This window comes from Streptomyces sp. NPDC007088, from assembly GCF_042869355.1.
Lineage (GTDB): Bacteria > Actinomycetota > Actinomycetes > Streptomycetales > Streptomycetaceae > Streptomyces.
This window is the reverse complement of sequence record NZ_JBIAFO010000011.1, coordinates 267,104-284,709: the sequence shown is the minus strand read 5'-3', so window position 1 is coordinate 284,709 and position 17,606 is coordinate 267,104. Positions and strand designations below refer to the sequence as shown.

The following is a 17,606-nucleotide window of genomic DNA, read 5'->3' as shown; positions in this document are numbered from 1 at the left end:
TGTCCGAGGCGCCCGTTACGGTGACGGCATGGCTGCCCGTACCAAGTCCGCGAAAGACCGTCCTTCCTATCGCTGTACCGAGTGCGGGTGGCAGACGGCCAAATGGCTCGGCCGCTGCCCCGAGTGCCAGGCGTGGGGGACGGTCGAGGAGTACGGCGCGCCCGCCGTGCGGACGACGACGCCCGGCCGGGTCACGAGTTCGGCCCTGCCGATCGGGCAGGTCGACAGCCGGCAGGCCACCGCGCGCTCCACCGGCGTCCCCGAGCTGGACCGGGTGCTGGGCGGCGGACTGGTGCCGGGCGCGGTCGTGCTGCTGGCCGGGGAGCCGGGCGTGGGCAAGTCGACGCTGCTGCTGGACGTCGCGGCGAAGGCGGCCGGCCCCGAGCACCGCACGCTGTACGTCACGGGCGAGGAGTCCGCCTCCCAGGTGCGGCTGCGGGCCGACCGCATCCACGCCCTGCACGACGAGCTGTACCTCGCGGCGGAGACGGACCTGTCCGCCGTCCTCGGCCACCTCGACGCGGTCAAGCCCTCCCTTTTGATCCTGGACTCGGTGCAGACGGTGGCCTCCCCGGAGATCGACGGCGCGCCCGGCGGCATGGCCCAGGTGCGGGAGGTGGCGGGCGCCCTCATCCGGGCCTCCAAGGAGCGCGGCATGGCGACGCTGCTGGTCGGGCACGTCACGAAGGACGGCGCGATCGCGGGCCCCCGGCTCCTGGAGCACTTGGTCGACGTGGTGCTGAGCTTCGAGGGCGACCGGCACGCCCGGCTGCGGCTGGTGCGCGGCGTCAAGAACCGCTACGGCGCGACCGACGAGGTGGGCTGCTTCGAACTGCACGACGAGGGCATCACCGGTGTGACCGACCCCTCGGGCCTGTTCCTGACCCGGCGCGACGAGCCCGTGCCCGGCACCTGCCTGACGGTGACTCTGGAGGGGCGGCGCCCGCTGGTCGCCGAGGTGCAGGCGCTCACCGTGGACTCGCAGATCCCCTCGCCCCGGCGCACCACCTCGGGCCTGGAGACCTCCCGGGTGTCGATGATGCTCGCCGTGCTGGAGCAGCGCGGCCGGATCACCGCGCTCGGCAAACGCGACATCTACAGCGCGACGGTGGGCGGCGTGAAGCTGTCCGAGCCGGCCGCCGACCTCGCGATCGCGCTGGCCCTGGCGAGCGCGGCGAGCGACGTACCGCTGCCGAAGAACCTCGTGGCGATCGGCGAGGTGGGCCTGGCGGGCGAGGTGCGGCGGGTCACCGGCGTACAGCGGCGGCTCTCCGAGGCGCACCGGCTCGGCTTCACCCACGCCCTCGTCCCCTCCGACCCGGGGAAGGTCCCCGCCGGGATGCGGGTCACCGAGGTCGCGGACATGGGCGACGCGCTGCGCGTCCTGCCCCGGGGCCGCTCGCGCGCCCCGCGTGAGCCGCGCGAGCCGCGCGAGCTGCGGACCCGGGAGCTGTGAGTCCGCGCACTCCTCGCGCGGGGGGCGCCCACCCGGCCGCGCACCCCGCGCCGAGGGGCGCGCACGCGCCCGGCGCCGCGGACGGCGCGCCCAGCACTTCGGACATTTCGGGACTGGTCGCGGGGCGTCTGGCCCCGGCCCCGCCGTCGGCGGGGGTGGCGCCGGTAGACTTTGCCCTGGTCTCGCCCGTCCGTACGGAAGTCCACAGGTCAGTCGGCGGCCCAGCCCCCACGGTGCGGTCCGCGTGTCCCGTCCTTGGTCCGCCGTGCGGACATCGGATCCAGTCGGGAGGTCGCCGGGCGCCGGCAGCTCTCCGGCCGTACCCGTGACTGGCTCCTGGGCATCCGAGGCACAGTAGATCTGCGACCGGAGGAGTGCAGTGGCAGCAGGCGACCGGGGAGCGGCTCCCGGCAAATCGGGCGGCGGTTCCCGTTCCGATGGGCTGATGCGCGCCTCACTGAGCGCGGTCGCGCCGGGTACCGCCCTGCGGGACGGCCTGGAGCGCATTCTGCGGGGCAACACCGGCGGGCTCATCGTGCTCGGCTGGGACAAGACCGTCGAGTCGATGTGCACGGGCGGGTTCATCCTGGACGTCGAGTTCAGCGCGACCCGGCTGCGGGAGCTGTGCAAACTCGACGGCGGCATCGTCCTCGACAAGGACCTGACGAAGATCCTGCGGGCGGGCGTGCAGTTCGTGCCCGACCCGACGATCCCGACCGAGGAGACCGGCACCCGGCACCGCACCGCCGACCGCGTCTCCAAGCAGGTCGGTTTCCCCGTGGTCTCGGTGAGCCAGTCGATGCGGCTCATCGCGCTGTACGTGGACGGGCAGCGCCGGGTCCTGGAGGACTCGGCGGCGATCCTGTCCCGCGCGAACCAGGCCCTCGCGACGCTGGAGCGGTACAAACTGCGCCTGGACGAGGTCGCGGGCACGCTCTCGGCGCTGGAGATCGAGGACCTCGTGACGGTCCGCGACGTGTCGGCGGTCGCCCAGCGGCTGGAGATGGTCCGGCGGATCGCGACCGAGATCGCCGAGTACGTCGTGGAGCTGGGCACCGACGGGCGGCTGCTCGCGCTCCAGCTCGACGAGCTGATCGCCGGGGTCGAGCCGGAACGCGAGCTGGTCGTACGGGACTACGTGCCCGAGCCGACCGCGAAGCGTTCGCGCACCGTGGAGGAGGCGCTGACCGAGCTGAACGCGCTGACCCACACGGAGCTGCTGGAGATGCCGGTGGTGGCCCGCGCCCTCGGTTACACGGGCTCGCCCGAGGCGCTGGACTCGGCGGTCTCCCCGCGCGGCTTCCGGCTGCTCGCCAAGGTGCCGAGGCTGCCGGGCGCCATCATCGACCGGCTCGTGGAGCACTTCGGCGGTCTCCAGAAGCTGCTCGCGGCGAGCGTGGACGACCTCCAGACGGTGGACGGCGTGGGCGAGGCCCGCGCCCGCAGCGTCCGCGAGGGCCTCTCACGGCTCGCCGAGTCCTCGATCCTGGAGCGCTACGTCTGATCCCGGCCCGGCCGGGGAGCGACAGGCGGTACGGGCGAGGGGGCGGGACCGGAGAGACCCGGTCCCGCCCCCTCGTGTCCCCCGCCCGCGCGCTCAGTCCTTGTCGAGGCGGAACGAGGTGCGGGCCTTCGGCAGTCCCGGCGCCTTGGCCTCCACGAGGTAGGTGCCGGGCTTGGCCGCCTCGGGCTTCGCCTTCGGGGTCGCGCACCGCCCGGTGCTCGCCTCGCGCTTCCAGGTGACGTCGTAGCGGACGCTGTCGCGCGCGGGCACCCGCAGCAGCACGCCGCCGGCGGCGGGGCAGTCGTCGGAGGCCCAGAAGCTGTTCTTCTCGCCGGTGAGCGCGATGGTCACCACCGTACGGCGCGGGCCCAGGTCGATCTTGCAGTCGCTGCCCGAGTTGTTCCTGACGGTCAGCTGGAGCACCGGCTTCTGGTCGGGCTCGTACGTGTTGCGCTTGCTGCGCAGCGTCAACTCGACCGCTGAGGCTGAGCAGTTGGCGAGGGAGGAGCCGGCCGGGAGCAGGTTCGCCGGGCCGCCGGCCACCGCGCCGGAGGCGCCGGAGGCGGAGCCCGCCGCGCCCGGACCGTCCGCGCCCTGACCGCTGTCACCCCCGGAACCGGCCGAGTCGCCGGAACCGCCGGAGCCCTTGGCGTCCCCGGAGCCGCCGGTTCCGGCCGAGGAGCCGTCCCCCGCACCGTCCCCCGAGCCGCCGCCCGAACTGCCCCCGGAACCGGCGGAATCGCCCGACTCGTCCCGTCCGCCCGGGTGTTGGCTGATGGCGGGGCCCGAGTCCCCCGGGCCGGGGGTGATGGAGGAGGGCGCGGGGTGACCGCCGTTGGGCCCGTTCGCGTCGTCCTTCTTGCCTCCGCCCGAGCCGCCGAGACTCAGCAACCAGACGACCAGCAGGACGACGAGGAGCAGGACGGCGCCGAGAATCCCCCTCCGTCGCCAGTAGATGCTGGAGGGAAGCGGCCCGACCGGATTACGCATAGATCCCACGGCGCAAACTCTACGAGAGATCACCGCGCCTTCCGGCGCCACCCGCCGCTTGGCGTACAACTTTTGCGGATCATCATTCCGGGTCCGTCCGGCGGCGCCCGCACCCCCGGCCACCGGCGGGCGGCCCCGGCACGAGGCCAACACCTCACCCCGGGGGCCGACTTGACCCGCATTGCCCGCATTTGCCCTGCTGGTGCGGTCTCCCAGCGCGGGCGACCCCGCCGAACGGCGGGTGTACCCCCGCCGAACGACAGGGGTACGGACGGTACCGGAGAGGGACGCGCGTGGTCGGGAGCACCGCGTAGCGTCCCCGACCATGGATGGCATGACCAGCGTCGACTCAGACCTCTATCTCGACATCGTGAACTTCGGCCACCGCACGCCGGGGTGGTTCCAGCACGTCGCCGAAGCCTGGACGGAAGCCGGACTGCTGCTGTTCGCGGTGCTCTTCCTCGTGGCGTGGTGGCGGGCACGGCGCGGCGACCCGATGGCGCTGGCCGTCGCGGTGCTCGCCCCGCTGGGTACCGGAGTGGCGTACGTCATCAGCGAGATCGCGAAGTCGGGCATCACCGAGGAGCGGCCGTGCCGCGCGGTGCAGGGCGCGGTCTCGCTCATCGCGTGCCCCGTGCGCGGGGACTGGTCCTTCCCGAGCAACCACGCGACGATCGCGGGCGGCGCGGCGGTCGGCCTGCTGCTGGCCTGGCGGGTGATCGCCTGGCTGACGGTGCCCATGGCGCTGCTGATGGCCTTCTCGCGCGTCTTCGTCGGCGTGCACTACCCGCACGACGTGGCGGTCGGCCTGGTCCTGGGCTCGCTGGTCTCGATCCTGGTGGTGAAGCTCGGCACCCGCCCGCTCGCCGCCCTCGCGAGCGCGATGCGCGCCTCCTCCTTCGGCCCCGCGCAGTGGCTCGCGGGCCCCGGCGAACGCCGCGCCGCCCACGCCGCGCCCTACGCGCGCTGAGCCCCGGCCCTCGGTCCGGGCTCCCTCAGCCGGAGAGGGGCCCCGCCTCCTCGTACGCGGACGCGGCGGGGGCTCCCTACCGCGTCCGCCCCCCGTGCGCCCCCCGCGCGCCCCGCGTCGCCCCTGCTCACGGCCCGGTGCGATGTGTCCCGGCGGCGTGCGGGTGCCGGGGCGTGGCAGGATCGGGGCGCCATGACTTTGCCGACGAAGACCGCGCCCGTGCCCGCCCCCTCGCCCGCCCAGGACTCCAGTTCGCTGCACACCCCCGTCATCGCCTGGTTCGAGGCGCACGCCCGGGACCTGCCCTGGCGGCGGCCCGAGGCGGGGGCCTGGGGTGTGATGGTCAGCGAGTTCATGCTCCAGCAGACCCCGGTCAGCCGCGTGCTGCCGGTGTACGAACAGTGGATGGCCCGCTGGCCGCGCCCCGCCGACCTGGCGAAGGAACCCTCGGGGGAGGCGGTGCGGGCCTGGGGCCGGCTCGGCTACCCGCGCAGGGCGCTGCGGTTGCACGGCGCGGCCGTCGCCATAACGGAACGGCACGGCGGTGACGTACCGGACCAGCACGCCCAGTTGCTCGCGCTGCCCGGGATCGGGGAGTACACGGCCGCCGCCGTCGCCTCGTTCGCGTACGGCCAGCGGCACGCGGTGCTCGACACCAACGTGCGGCGGGTCCTGGCGCGCGCCGTGAGCGGGGACCGCTACCCGCCGAACGCGACGACGGCCGCCGAGCGCCGGCTCGCCCGCTCCGTCCTGCCCGAGGACGAGGCGACGGCGGCGCGCTGGGCCGCCGCCTCCATGGAGCTGGGCGCCCTCGTGTGCACCGCGAAGAACGAGGACTGCGGGCACTGCCCGCTCGCCTCGCGCTGCGCGTGGCTGCTGGCCGGGAAGCCCGAGCACGAGGGGCCGCCGCGGCGCGGGCAGACGTACGCCGGTACCGACCGGCAGGTGCGCGGGAAGCTGCTCGCGGTGCTGCGCGAGGCGCACCACGCCGTACCGCAGTCCGCGCTGGACCGGGTGTGGCACGAGCCGGTGCAGCGGGCGCGGGCGCTCGACGGGCTGGTCGCGGACGGGCTCGTCGAACCGCTGGAGGGCGGCTACTACCGGCTGCCCGGTCACCGGCCGGCCGGCACCGCGCAGTACGGTGCGCCGCGGGCCGGGGCGGGTCAGCAGGTCGTACGGACCGGGCAGCAGCAGCCGCCGGGGACGGGCCGCCCGCCGCTGGCCCGGCCGTCCGGCGCGCCGGCGGAACGCCCCTGACACCCCCCGGCCCCCCTGGGGAACGAAAGCCGCGTACCACCCGTTATGCCCCGCGCACGGCCGCGCACGCTGGGCTGTTACACAACCTACGCACAGCCGTGCGCTGGTCTACCGGTGGAGCGCGAAGCTCCGTTACACCCTCTCCGTAGCGTCCCTCCCAAGTGCTCCGACCAGAGCACACGGGGAACGACGGAGGCGAAGACCATGGCGCACGGGGTGGCCGGGGGCAAGGTTCTGGGAGCGGTGCCGGCGATGCGGCACGGCGGGAGCGAGGGGGCGGAGGTCCGGGGCGGGGGCGACGGGCTGCCGGGCGAGATCCTCGACTTCGAGGAGTACGTACGGGCCCGGCAGGACGCCCTGCTGCGCAGCGCGCGTCGGCTCGTGCCCGACCCCGTCGACGCGCAGGACCTCTTGCAGACCGCCCTGGTGCGCACCTTCGGCCGCTGGGAGGGCATCGCCGACAAGCGGCTGGCCGACGCCTACCTGCGCCGCGTCATGATCAACACCCGCACCGAGTGGTGGCGGGCGCGCCGGCTCGACGAGGTGCCCACCGAGCAGCTGCCCGAGCCGAGCGTCGAGGACGGCACCGAGCAGTACGCCGACCGCTCCCTCCTCATGGACATCCTGTCGGTTCTCGCTCCGAAGCAGCGCAGTGTCGTCGTGCTGCGACACTGGGAGCAGATGTCCACGGAGGAGACGGCTGCCGCTCTCGGCATGTCGGCGGGCACGGTCAAGAGCACGCTGCACCGTGCGCTGGCCCGGCTCCGTGAGGAGCTGGAGACCCGGGCGCGGGAGGACCGCGCGCAGGAACGTGAGGAGCGGGAGCGGTGCGCGGCCTAGGTTCTTCTGGACGGCGGTCCGCGCGGGGCGCCGAAGGGCGCCCCGCGCACAGACGGCGGCGGCCGGCCCTCGTGGGCGCGGCCGTGCTCACCGCTTTCGGGACGGCCGCCCTCACGGCCTGCGGCGCCTCGGGCACCGGTACCAGGGACGAGGGCCCGGCCCGCACCGACGCGGTGAGCCGCCCCTCGCCCTCGCCGAGCCCGGCCGCGACCTCCTCGCCCGTGCCCTCGCTCAGCCAGGCCCAGGTGGTCCGGATGCTGCGGGCCGACCCCGAGGTGAGCCAGGAGACGAAGGACGATCTCCGGCCCTGCGGCCGGGACTACCCGGTGGACGTCAGCCTCGGCGACCTCACCCGCGGCAGCGCGCCCGACGTCCTGGTCAACGTCATGACCTGCGGGGACGCGGTGGGCGTGGCGACGTACGTGTACCGCGTGCGCGAGGGCTCCTACGTGAACGTCTTCCAGGCCGAGGACCCTCCGGTGTACGCGGAGATCGACCGGGGTGATCTGGTGGTGACCAAGCAGCTGTACCGCAAGGGCGACCCGGTCGCCTATCCGTCGAGCGAGGAGGTCATCACGTACGCCTGGCACGACGACGTCTTCAAGGAGGCGTACCGGCTGCACAACGACTACAGCAAGGCGGTCGGCGGCGACGACGACAAGTCCGGCTCCGCCGGAGGCTGACCGACCGCCCCGCCGTCCCTCTCCCCCACCCCGTCCCCGACCGGAGCAGCGCGCCACCATGACCGACCAGACTTCCGCGCAGGCAGCGGGCCCCCGGGTCCTCTTCGTCGAGGACGACGACGTGATCCGGGAGGCGACCCAGCTCGCACTGGAACGGGTCGGTTTCGCGGTGACCGCCGTGCCCGACGGGCTGCGGGGCCTGGAGGAGTTCCGGGCCGCTCTCCCCGACATCGCCCTGCTCGACGTGATGGTGCCGGGCATGGACGGGGTGAGCCTGTGCCGCCGTATCCGCGACGAGTCGACGGTCCCGGTGATCCTGCTCTCCGCGCGGGCCGACTCGATCGACGTGGTGCTCGGCCTGGAGGCGGGCGCCGACGACTACGTGACCAAACCCTTCGACGTGTCGGTGCTGGTGGCCCGGCTGCGCGCGGTGATGCGGCGCTTCGGGCACGCGGCGGGCCCGGCCGAGCGGACGGCGGGCGAGCAGGGGGACGAGGCGGACGAGGGGCCGCTGCGCTTCGGGGACCTGGAGGTCGACACCGAGGGCATGGAGGTGCGCAGGGACGGGACGCTGATCGCGCTGACGCCGACGGAGATGCGGCTGCTGCTGGAGTTCTCGGCGGCCCCCGGCACCGTACTGACCCGCGACAAGCTGCTGGAGCGGGTCTGGGACTACGGCTGGGGCGGGGACACCCGGGTCGTGGACGTCCACGTGCAGCGGCTGCGCACCAAGATCGGCCAGGACCGCATCGAGACGGTGCGCGGTTTCGGCTACAAGCTGCGGGCCTGACGGGCGGGTGAGCACCTCGTGACCTCACGTTTCGGCCGCGCCCGTGCCGGGTCCCCCACCGGTCCGGCCACCGGTCCCGCCGCCGCCTCTCCGGGCGCCCCGTCCTCCGGTTCCTCCCCCTCGGGTGCCACCGGCACCGGTCCGCGACCGCGCCTGTACCGGCTGCGCACCTCGCTGCGGACGGGGCTGCGCTGGAAGCTGAGCGCGGCGATCGCGCTGGTCGGGGCGTTCGTGGCGCTCGCGCTGAGTCTCGTCGTGCACAACGCCGCCCAGGTCTCGATGCTCGACTCCTCGCGGGACGTGCAGGACCAGCGGGTGCAGTTCGCGCAGCGCATCTACGAGGCGACCGGCCGGTTGCAGTTCGGCGCGAAGGTCGACGACCCGGCCCTCCCGAAGGCGTTGCGCGACCGGGTGGCGAAGAAGCGCCGGGCGACCTACATCCAGGACCACGCCAACGGCCGCCCCGACGTGTGGGCGGCGCTCCCGCTGAGCAACGGACACGTGCTGTCCCTGCACACGCACTCCACGGGGCGTCGCGGGGACATCATGAAGGACCTCGACCAGGCCCTCGTGATCGGCTCGATCTCGGTGGTGCTGGGCGGCAGCGCGCTCGGGGTGCTCATCGGCGGGCAGCTCTCGCGCCGCCTGCGCAAGGCCGCCGCCGCGGCCCGCGAGGTGGCCAGGGGCCGTACGGACGTACGGGTGCGGCAGGCGATCGGCGGGGTCGTACGGGACGAGACCGACGATCTCGCGCGCGCCGTGGACGCCATGGCGGACACGCTGCGCCAGCGCCTGGAGGCGGAGCGCCGGGTGACGGCCGACATCGCGCACGAGCTGCGCACCCCGGTCACCGGGCTGGTGACGGCGGCCGAGCTGCTGCCGCCCGGCCGGCCGACGGAGCTGGTGCGGGACCGGGCCCAGTTGCTGCGCACCCTCGTCGAGGACGTACTGGAGGTCGCCCGGCTGGACAGTTCGGCGGAGCGCGCCGAACTCCAGGACCTGATGCTGGGCGAGTTCGTCCGGCGCCGGGTCGCGGTCTTCGACCCGGCGGCCTCGGTACGGGTGCTGTACGAGTCGGAGGTCAGGACGGACCCGCGCCGCCTGGAACGCATCCTCGGCAATCTGCTCGCGAACGCCGCGAAGCACGGGCGGGCGCCGATCGAGGTGTCCGTCGAGGGCCGGGTGGTGCGGGTGCGCGACCACGGCCCCGGTTTCCCCGAGGCCCTGCTCGTGGAGGGCCCGAGCCGTTTCCGCACCGGCAGCGAGGACCGGGCGGGACGCGGTCACGGACTGGGCCTGACCATCGCGACGGGCCAGGCCCGGGTGCTGGGCGCGCGGCTCACCTTCCGCAACATCACCGCCCCGGGCGCCCGCGACGCCGAGTCCCCGGCTCAGGGCGCGGTCGCCGTCCTGTGGCTCCCGGAGTACGCGCCCACGAGCACGGAGGGATGAGGAGGGGGGCCGTCCCACCCTTCCCGCGGCACGACTGAGGCCCGGCACGACTGAGGCCCCGGGGCCGGCTTTCGCCGGCCCCGGGGCCTCAGTACGGATCTTGACGCGCGGGGCGCCGCGGCCCCCGTGGGTCGGGGGATCGCGCCCCTACGGGCCGGGGGGTCGCGTCCCCACGGGCCGGGGGGTCAGGGGTCAGACCTTGACGCCCACCTTGTGCAGGAAGTTCACGGGGTTGACCGCCGAGCCGTAGTTCGGGGTGGTCCGGATCTCGAAGTGCAGGTGCGGGCCGCTGGAGTTACCGGTGTTGCCGGACTGCGCGATGTGCTGGCCGGTCGTGACCTGCTGGCCGACCTTGACGTCGATCCGCGACAGGTGGGCGTACTGCGAGTACACGCCGTTGCCGTTCTTGATGACGATCGCGTTGCCGTAGGCCGGTCCGTCACCGGCGCCGTTGCCGCCGGCCTTCACGACGGTGCCCGTGTGGGCGGCCATCACGTTGGTGCCGAGCGGCACCGCGAAGTCCTGGCCGGAGTGCTTGTGCGCCCAGCGGGAGCCGTCGTTGCCGAAGCTCGCGGACAGCGTGTACTTGGCGACCGGGTCGATCCAGGAGGCCGCCTTCTTCTTGGCGGCGGCCTGCTCGGCGGCCTTGTCCTTCTTCGCCTGCTCGGCGGCCTTCTTGGTGTTCTGCACCGCCTTGGCCTGGGCGTGGGCCTGGGCCTGGACGGCGGACGCGTTCACGCCCGGGAGAGCGGCGGTGGCCTTACCGCTGTCAGCGGCGTTCGCGGCCCCGGCTCCGAGCACCGCGGCGGCACCGAGACCGGCGGCCATGACGGCGGCGCGGCTGCGGAGACGGGGGGTGTTGCCGGAGTTCGAGGTCGTGGCGCGCTTCAGCATGGGGGGATTACCTCCGGGTGGGGGAAACCCGGCGCACTGCCGGGGTGACACTCACATTGGTAACCCGGGCCCCAGAAGGACCCAAAATGGCCCTTGTACTACCAAACCCCGTAAACAACCCGCCACCGAGTCGCCGCGACGAAGGCCGATCCACCCCGCGTGACGCAGTCGACGTGACGCCGTTCACACGGCGAACGCGCAGCTCAAGAGGGGGGTGCCAGCCGCAGCGCCGACCGTCGCCACGCGGCCGCCCCTTTCACCTCCCGTATGACTTGTACATAAAAGTCCGTATTGTCCAACTAAAGTCCGTAGTACGTGACGCAGGCCCTATGCCACACGTCACGAACAGACCCCCTCCAGGGCCCGGATCTCGCGCTCGACAGCCTTGATCCGACTTCCCGGGACCGCCCGCAAGCGACCCGCCCGCCCCTTCCGGAGCCTCCATCCGTCATCACTGCGTGTAGGCGCACGTACAGACGGTCACCAGACGGACGCCCCTGCTGTCGGCACACGCGCACGAGCACGAGCACGAGCGCGCGCACGAGCGCAGGCAACGCGACGCGGACAGGCCGGCCCGGCAGGGGGCGCGACAGGCGCAGCACGGGCGGGCCGGCAGGCACGGCACAGGCGAGCGCGGCCCGGCAGACGCGGCACGGGACTCACGGGCGGGCACGGCACGGGGGACACGTCGGCCCGGCACGGCACGGGCACGCCTGGCACGGGCCCGGCACGGCGCAGGCCGACCCGCCCCCGGAGCCGCGTACGGCCGAGGCTCCCCGCCACCGGCCGCGAAAGGCGCGCGCACGGCCTCCGCCCGTGCGACCGCACGCGCCGGCCCCCGCCGGTCGTCGGTCCCGGCACACGAAAAGGCGGTCCAGGGCCGGTGCGTACACCGGCCCTGGACCGCCTTCCCGGACGTGCCGGGCTGTCCAAACCTTCCGGGCCCCTTGAGGCCCGGGGCTCCCCGGGGCTTCAACGGCCCCGGGGAGGGCCTCAGCCTTCCTTGCTCAGGTTCGGGCCGCCACCCGTCGCGGACTCGACCGGCGGGGCGTCCGGCAGCTGCGCCTTCTCCTCGCCGCGGAAGGTGAACTGGGCGCTCTCGCCCTCGCCCTCCGTGTCGACGACCACGATGTGACCGGGGCGCAGCTCGCCGAAGAGGATCTTCTCCGAGAGCACGTCCTCGATCTCACGCTGGATCGTGCGACGCAGCGGACGCGCGCCCAGCACCGGGTCGTAGCCGCGCTTGCCGAGCAGCTTGCGCGCCGACTGGCTCAGCTCCAGGCCCATGTCGCGGTCCTTGAGGCGCTCGTCCACCTTCGTGACCATGAGGTCGACGATGCGGGTGATGTCGGCCTCGGTGAGCTGCGGGAAGACCACCGTGTCGTCGACACGGTTGAGGAACTCCGGGCGGAAGTGCTGCTTCAGCTCGTCGTTGACCTTGGCCTTCATGCGCTCGTAGCCGGTCTTCGTGTCGCCCTGGACCGCGAAGCCCAGGTTGAAGCCCTTGGAGATGTCGCGGGTCCCCAGGTTGGTGGTCATGATGATCACCGTGTTCTTGAAGTCCACGACACGGCCCTGGGAGTCGGTCAGGCGACCGTCCTCCAGGATCTGGAGCAGCGAGTTGAAGATGTCCGGGTGGGCCTTCTCGACCTCGTCGAAGAGGACCACGGAGAACGGCTTGCGCCGCACCTTCTCGGTGAGCTGGCCGCCCTCCTCGTAGCCCACGTAGCCGGGAGGCGAACCGAAGAGCCGCGAGACGGTGTGCTTCTCGCTGAACTCCGACATGTCGAGGGAGATCAGCGCGTCCTCGTCGCCGAAGAGGAACTCGGCGAGCGTCTTGGCCAGCTCGGTCTTACCGACACCGGAGGGGCCGGCGAAGATGAACGAGCCACCGGGACGCTTCGGGTCCTTCAGACCCGCACGGGTACGCCGGATCGCCTGGGAGAGCGCCTTGACGGCATCGGTCTGGCCGATGACGCGCTTGTGCAGCTCGTCCTCCATGCGCAGCAGACGCGAGGACTCCTCCTCGGTGAGCTTGAAGACCGGGATGCCCGTGGCGGTGGCCAGGACCTCGGCGATCAGCTCCTCGTCCACCTCGGCCACGACGTCCATGTCGCCGGCCTTCCACTCCTTCTCCCGCTTGGTCTTCGCGGCGAGGAGCTGCTTCTCCTTGTCGCGCAGGGAGGCGGCCTTCTCGAAGTCCTGCGAGTCGATCGCGGACTCCTTGTCGCGGCGGACGCCGGCGATCTTCTCGTCGAACTCGCGCAGGTCCGGCGGCGCGGTCATCCGGCGGATGCGCATCCGGGAACCGGCCTCGTCGATCAGGTCGATCGCCTTGTCCGGCAGGAAGCGGTCCGAGATGTACCGGTCGGCGAGCGTCGCGGCGGCGACCAGGGCGGAGTCCGTGATGGACACGCGGTGGTGCGCCTCGTAACGGTCGCGCAGGCCCTTGAGGATCTCGATGGTGTGCGCCAGCGAGGGCTCCGCGACCTGGATGGGCTGGAAACGACGCTCAAGCGCCGCGTCCTTCTCCAGGTACTTGCGGTACTCCTCCAGCGTCGTGGCGCCGATGGTCTGCAGCTCGCCCCGGGCCAGCATCGGCTTGAGGATCGAGGCGGCGTCGATCGCGCCCTCCGCGGCACCCGCGCCGACGAGCGTGTGCAGCTCGTCGATGAACAGGATGATGTCGCCGCGGGTGCGGATCTCCTTGAGCACCTTCTTCAGGCGCTCCTCGAAGTCACCGCGGTAGCGGGAACCGGCGACCAGCGCGCCCAGGTCGAGGGTGTAGAGGTGCTTGTCCTTGAGGGTCTCGGGCACCTCGCCCTTGACGATGGCCTGCGCGAGGCCCTCGACGACGGCGGTCTTGCCGACGCCGGGCTCACCGATCAGGACCGGGTTGTTCTTGGTGCGGCGGGACAGCACCTGCATGACCCGCTCGATCTCCTTCTCGCGCCCGATGACCGGGTCGAGCTTGGACTCACGAGCGGCCTGGGTGAGGTTGCGGCCGAACTGGTCGAGGACCAGCGAGGTCGACGGCGTGCCCTCGGCGGGGCCGCCGGCGGTGGCCGTCTCCTTGCCCGTCTGGTAGCCGGACAGCAGCTGGATGACCTGCTGCCGCACCCGGTTGAGGTCTGCGCCCAGCTTCACGAGGACCTGGGCGGCGACGCCCTCGCCCTCGCGGATCAGGCCGAGCAGGATGTGCTCCGTGCCGATGTAGTTGTGGCCCAGCTGAAGGGCCTCGCGGAGCGACAGCTCCAGGACCTTCTTGGCACGGGGGGTGAAGGGGATGTGGCCGGACGGGGCCTGCTGGCCCTGACCGATGATCTCCTCCACCTGCTGGCGGACCGCCTCGAGCGAAATCCCGAGGCTCTCCAGGGCCTTAGCGGCGACACCTTCACCTTCGTGGATCAGCCCCAGAAGGATGTGCTCGGTGCCGATGTAGTTGTGGTTGAGCATCCGGGCTTCTTCCTGAGCCAGGACGACAACCCGCCGCGCGCGGTCGGTGAACCTCTCGAACATCGTTAATCGCTCCTCAGAGCGGTCAGGCAGTAAAGGGGTCGGTCCCCTCCCTGTCCTTCCGCAGCTTAGTCCCGCAGGCGGGGACCGCTCATTCCAACTGCCGACTGTTGCGATGGCCTCCTGCACCGTGACGCCGACAACTGCCTCAACCTGATGGTGCGAGACGATGTTCCCGCAGGCCAAGCGGATACCCGCGCCATCACTACGCCGATGGCGAACGCACCGCGCCGGAAACCGCGTGTCGCCCCTCCCCACTAGGGATGTCTTACCCGCAAACACCGACAGTCCATGCGGCGCACCCCCGTTCCCTCCGCTACGGGCGAACACCCTTGCGCCGTCCGGCCCGCCCGAGCGCCCGCGTTCCGCGCACACACCGTGACACGGTCATCACGGCACGTAACCCGGGAGTGCGGCCCGCTGTTGCTCCGGGCATGAACGCCCGCCCTCCCTCTCCCCCTTCCCGCCCGGTGCCCGTCGAGACCTCCGCGTGCCCCTGCGGCTCGCGGTCCCGGGCCCGCTGGTACCGGACGGAGCTCGGCTGGCCGGTCCGGGAGGCCGGGGCCGGGGGGCCGGTCCTCCTGGAGACGGGAGCGCTCTTCGACGTACTGGAGGTCCCGGCCCCGGCCGGTCTCGCCGTGCTGGAGAGGCTGCGGCCGCGCTCCCCCGTCGCGCTGCACGGCCGGACGACGCGGTTCCTGGTGGCCGCCGGCAGCGCGGAGGAACTGCCCGGACTCCTTCAGTGGCTGGAGTGGGGGACGCTCGCCACCGCCCTGCGCGCGTACGGCACCGGCGGGCACGTCGAAGCGCCGCACCCGCCCTCCTGCGAGCGGGAGGGGCCGGCCGGACGGCCGGGGACGGCCGCGGCGGGGCCCACGGCCGAGACGGAGCCGCCGCCCGCCCGGGGGCGAGGAGAAGAGGCCGGCGTCGGCGCGGGGCCGGCGCGAAGCGGCGCGGGGGCGCCCTGCCACTGGCTCGTCGCGCCCCGCGTCGGCGAGACCGGGGCCGGGGAATCTGAGTCGCTTCCCGGCCTGGACGGGCTCGGGGGCGGTGGGGGCGCCCCCGGACTCGCTCGGCTGGTGGACGCGGCGGCCACGGAATGTCACCGGATCGGACTGTGGGGCCCTGCGGCCCGGTCCGCTCAGCGGTGCGCGTCCTCGTACGCCTGACGGACGTCGGCGGGAACGCGGCCGCGGTCGTTGACCTTGTGGCCGTTCTCCTTGGCCCAGGCGCGGATGGCCGCGGTGTCCTGGTTGCCGCCGGAGGAGGCGCGGGACTTGCCCCGGCCGCCCGCCGCGCGGCCGCCGGTGCGCCGGCCGTGCTTGACGTAGTCCTCCAGCAGACCGCGGAGCTTGTCCGCGTTCGCCGTGGTGAGATCGATTTCGTAGCTCTTGCCGTCGAGTGCGAACGTCACGGTCTCATCGGCCTCGCCGCCGTTGAGGTCGTCGACAAGAAGGACCTGTACCTTCTGCGCCACCGGGTTTTCCTTTCATCGATAAATGCAGTACGCCGAAAGCAAACCGCTTTTTCCGGGAAAACACAAACCCCTCGTAGAGAGTAGGGGAGAGAGCGAGGGAAGAGCGGGGGAAGGGCGGAGGAGAGGCTGGGGAGAGACTGCACAGGCGAAGAGCCCGGGAAACATGCGCGTTTCGGACATAGGTAGCACGGGCAGCCTGGGCACGGAAAGGAGGGGGTGATTGACCGATCATCTCCGGTCACCGAAGTCACGGTCTTCACGCGGCGAACTCCGGACGCCCCCGACAAAGAACCCCGCTTGTGGAGTCCGGGAAGTCCGCCCGGGTAGTCGGCGTAGTCGGTCCGGGCCACTCGGCCGGTAGTCGGATCGCGTTAGCGAGGGCGCGCGGGAGACCTCCGGCGGCCACGGCGGGAACCTGTCGCACGGCACACCCGTATCTTCCGGCGGGGCGCGCGGATAGCCGCCTTCCCGGCTTCCCGGGAAGGCGTGCGGGCAACCGGTCAGAGATGCAGAAGCATCCGGTAGTTGCCCAAGGTGTTGGGTTTCACCCGTTCGAGACCGAGGAACTCCGCCACCCCTTCGTCCGGAGAACGCAGAAGTTCGCTGTAGACGTCGGTGTCGACGGGAGTCTCGCCGATCTCCACGAAGCCGTGCTTCGCGAAGAACTCGACTTCGAAGGTCAGGCAGAATACCCGGCGAACGCCGATCCAGCGGGCGGTGTGCAGCAGCTTCTCCAGCAGCAGGTGGCCGAGGCCGGCCCCCTTCAGCTCGGTGTTCACCGCGAGCGTCCGCACTTCCGCGAGGTCCTCCCACATCACGTGCAGGGCCCCGCAGGCGACGACCTCCGCGTTGTCGTCGCGTTCCGCGACCCAGAACTCCTGGATGTCCTCGTAAAGCGTCACCGTGGCTTTGTCCAGCAGGATGCCCCGGCGCGCGTAGGCGTCCAGGAGGTCGCGTACGGCGGGAACGTCCGCGGTCCGCGCCCGGCGCACGGTGACGGCATTCGGCTTGAGTTCGGACGCGTGAGCTGACATGCGGGGGAGGCTATCGCTCTTCCTCGGGCACGGACGCCGCGGGTTCCACTCGGGCTTGCCCGGGTTCTCGGGGTTTCCCGGGTTCCGGCCGGGGCTCTTCGGACTCCGCCCGCGTATCCTTCCGCGGTCCCGCTGCTTCCGCTGCTTCCGCCGAGGGCTCTCCCGGTTCTTCACGCTCCGCCGGTTCTTCGCGCTCCGCGGGTTCTCCCCGTTCCCCAGGTACCCCGTGTTCCGGGCCGGGCGCCGGGGTCGGCGTTTCCGCGAGCCCCGGGCGTTTCGGCGCTCGCGGAGTTCTCGCGGTTTCCCCGGTTTCCGGGGTTTCGGCTTCCGGGGCGGGCGTACCGGCCGCCCCGCCCGTTTCCTCGGGACCCTGCACGATGCGTACGGCGTCCCGGAGCGCCTCGCGCTGCGCGGGGGACATCATGCCGAAGAAGGCGACGAGCGCGGCGGCCTGGTTGTCGCTGCGCGCCCAGTCCTCGTTCATGAGGGCCGCGGCGTACGCGGCGCGGGTGGAGACGGCCTCATATCGATAGGCCCGCCCTTCGGCCTCGCGCCGCACCCAGCCCTTCTGATGGAGATTGTCCAGGACGGTCATCACCGTGGTGTAGGCGATCGAACGTTCCTGTTGCAGGTCCTCCAGAACTTCCCGGACCGTGACGGGACGGTTCCACTTCCATACGCGGGTCATCACCGCGTCTTCCAGATCTCCCAGGGGGCGGACCACGAAAGCACTCTACGTCGAC

14 protein-coding genes and 1 pseudogene are annotated in these 17,606 nt (G+C 72.5%); 9 read left to right on the top strand and 6 right to left on the bottom strand.

From position 1 onward, the window contains the following. The first annotated feature begins 28 nt into the window (after window positions 1-28). Both radA and disA read left to right on the top strand, forming a co-directional pair. On the top strand, window positions 29-1,456 hold the full coding sequence (gene radA / locus ACFYMP_RS19920; RefSeq protein ID WP_388858979.1) for a DNA repair protein RadA: 1,428 nt from the start codon (window positions 29-31) through the stop codon (window positions 1,454-1,456). 379 nt (window positions 1,457-1,835) lie between these two features. Further along, complete coding sequence (disA, locus tag ACFYMP_RS19915; protein WP_388858976.1) at window positions 1,836-2,960, top strand: DNA integrity scanning diadenylate cyclase DisA; 1,125 nt, start codon at window positions 1,836-1,838, stop codon at window positions 2,958-2,960. 93 nt (window positions 2,961-3,053) lie between these two features. On the opposite strand, the gene ACFYMP_RS19910 is transcribed toward disA, so the two are convergent. Continuing rightward, complete coding sequence (locus tag ACFYMP_RS19910) at window positions 3,054-3,959, bottom strand: hypothetical protein (RefSeq protein ID WP_388858973.1); 906 nt, start codon at window positions 3,957-3,959, stop codon at window positions 3,054-3,056. A gap of 316 nt (window positions 3,960-4,275) precedes the next feature. Between ACFYMP_RS19910 and ACFYMP_RS19905 the strand changes: the two genes are divergently transcribed. The 6 genes and pseudogenes from ACFYMP_RS19905 (at window position 4,276) to cseC (ending at window position 9,942) form a co-directional block, all read left to right on the top strand. Beyond that, complete coding sequence (locus ACFYMP_RS19905) at window positions 4,276-4,920, top strand: phosphatase PAP2 family protein (protein WP_388858970.1); 645 nt, start codon at window positions 4,276-4,278, stop codon at window positions 4,918-4,920. Between the two features lie 192 nt (window positions 4,921-5,112). After that, window positions 5,113-6,030: pseudogene (locus ACFYMP_RS19900) on the top strand (A/G-specific adenine glycosylase); the annotation flags it as partial. Window positions 6,031-6,429: 399 nt separating this feature from the next. Beyond that, window positions 6,430-7,017, top strand: a complete 588-nt coding sequence (locus tag ACFYMP_RS19895) for a SigE family RNA polymerase sigma factor (RefSeq protein ID WP_388859042.1) — start codon at window positions 6,430-6,432, stop codon at window positions 7,015-7,017. A gap of 83 nt (window positions 7,018-7,100) precedes the next feature. Next, entirely contained in the window at window positions 7,101-7,700 is a 600-nt protein-coding gene (locus tag ACFYMP_RS19890) for a hypothetical protein (RefSeq protein WP_388858967.1), read from the top strand. Between the two features lie 58 nt (window positions 7,701-7,758). Then, complete coding sequence (gene cseB, locus ACFYMP_RS19885; RefSeq protein ID WP_388858964.1) at window positions 7,759-8,490, top strand: two-component system response regulator CseB; 732 nt, start codon at window positions 7,759-7,761, stop codon at window positions 8,488-8,490. Window positions 8,491-8,508: 18 nt separating this feature from the next. Continuing rightward, complete coding sequence (gene cseC / locus ACFYMP_RS19880; protein WP_388858961.1) at window positions 8,509-9,942, top strand: two-component system sensor histidine kinase CseC; 1,434 nt, start codon at window positions 8,509-8,511, stop codon at window positions 9,940-9,942. A gap of 192 nt (window positions 9,943-10,134) precedes the next feature. Here cseC and ACFYMP_RS19875 read toward each other — a convergent pair whose 3' ends face one another. Then, the gene (locus ACFYMP_RS19875) at window positions 10,135-10,836 is read right to left on the bottom strand and encodes a M23 family metallopeptidase (protein WP_388858958.1); all 702 of its coding nucleotides are present in this window, start codon (window positions 10,834-10,836) and stop codon (window positions 10,135-10,137) included. A gap of 993 nt (window positions 10,837-11,829) precedes the next feature. After that, window positions 11,830-14,355 (bottom strand): ATP-dependent Clp protease ATP-binding subunit, encoded by a 2,526-nt coding sequence (locus ACFYMP_RS19870; RefSeq protein ID WP_388858955.1) that lies wholly within the window; start codon window positions 14,353-14,355, stop codon window positions 11,830-11,832. A gap of 431 nt (window positions 14,356-14,786) precedes the next feature. On the opposite strand from ACFYMP_RS19870, the gene ACFYMP_RS19865 reads away from it, so the two are divergent. Then, window positions 14,787-15,521, top strand: a complete 735-nt coding sequence (locus tag ACFYMP_RS19865) for an SCO3374 family protein (RefSeq protein WP_388858952.1) — start codon at window positions 14,787-14,789, stop codon at window positions 15,519-15,521. Here the strand turns inward: ACFYMP_RS19865 and ACFYMP_RS19860 are convergent. From ACFYMP_RS19860 to ACFYMP_RS19850, 3 genes are all read right to left on the bottom strand, one after another. Further along, complete coding sequence (locus tag ACFYMP_RS19860) at window positions 15,494-15,829, bottom strand: Lsr2 family protein (protein WP_388858949.1); 336 nt, start codon at window positions 15,827-15,829, stop codon at window positions 15,494-15,496. The genes ACFYMP_RS19865 and ACFYMP_RS19860 overlap by 28 nt on opposite strands. 500 nt (window positions 15,830-16,329) lie before the next feature. Next, on the bottom strand, window positions 16,330-16,863 hold the full coding sequence (locus ACFYMP_RS19855; protein ID WP_388858946.1) for an amino-acid N-acetyltransferase: 534 nt from the start codon (window positions 16,861-16,863) through the stop codon (window positions 16,330-16,332). Between the two features lie 10 nt (window positions 16,864-16,873). After that, complete coding sequence (locus ACFYMP_RS19850) at window positions 16,874-17,587, bottom strand: BlaI/MecI/CopY family transcriptional regulator (RefSeq protein ID WP_388858943.1); 714 nt, start codon at window positions 17,585-17,587, stop codon at window positions 16,874-16,876. Window positions 17,588-17,606: the final 19 nt, after the last annotated feature.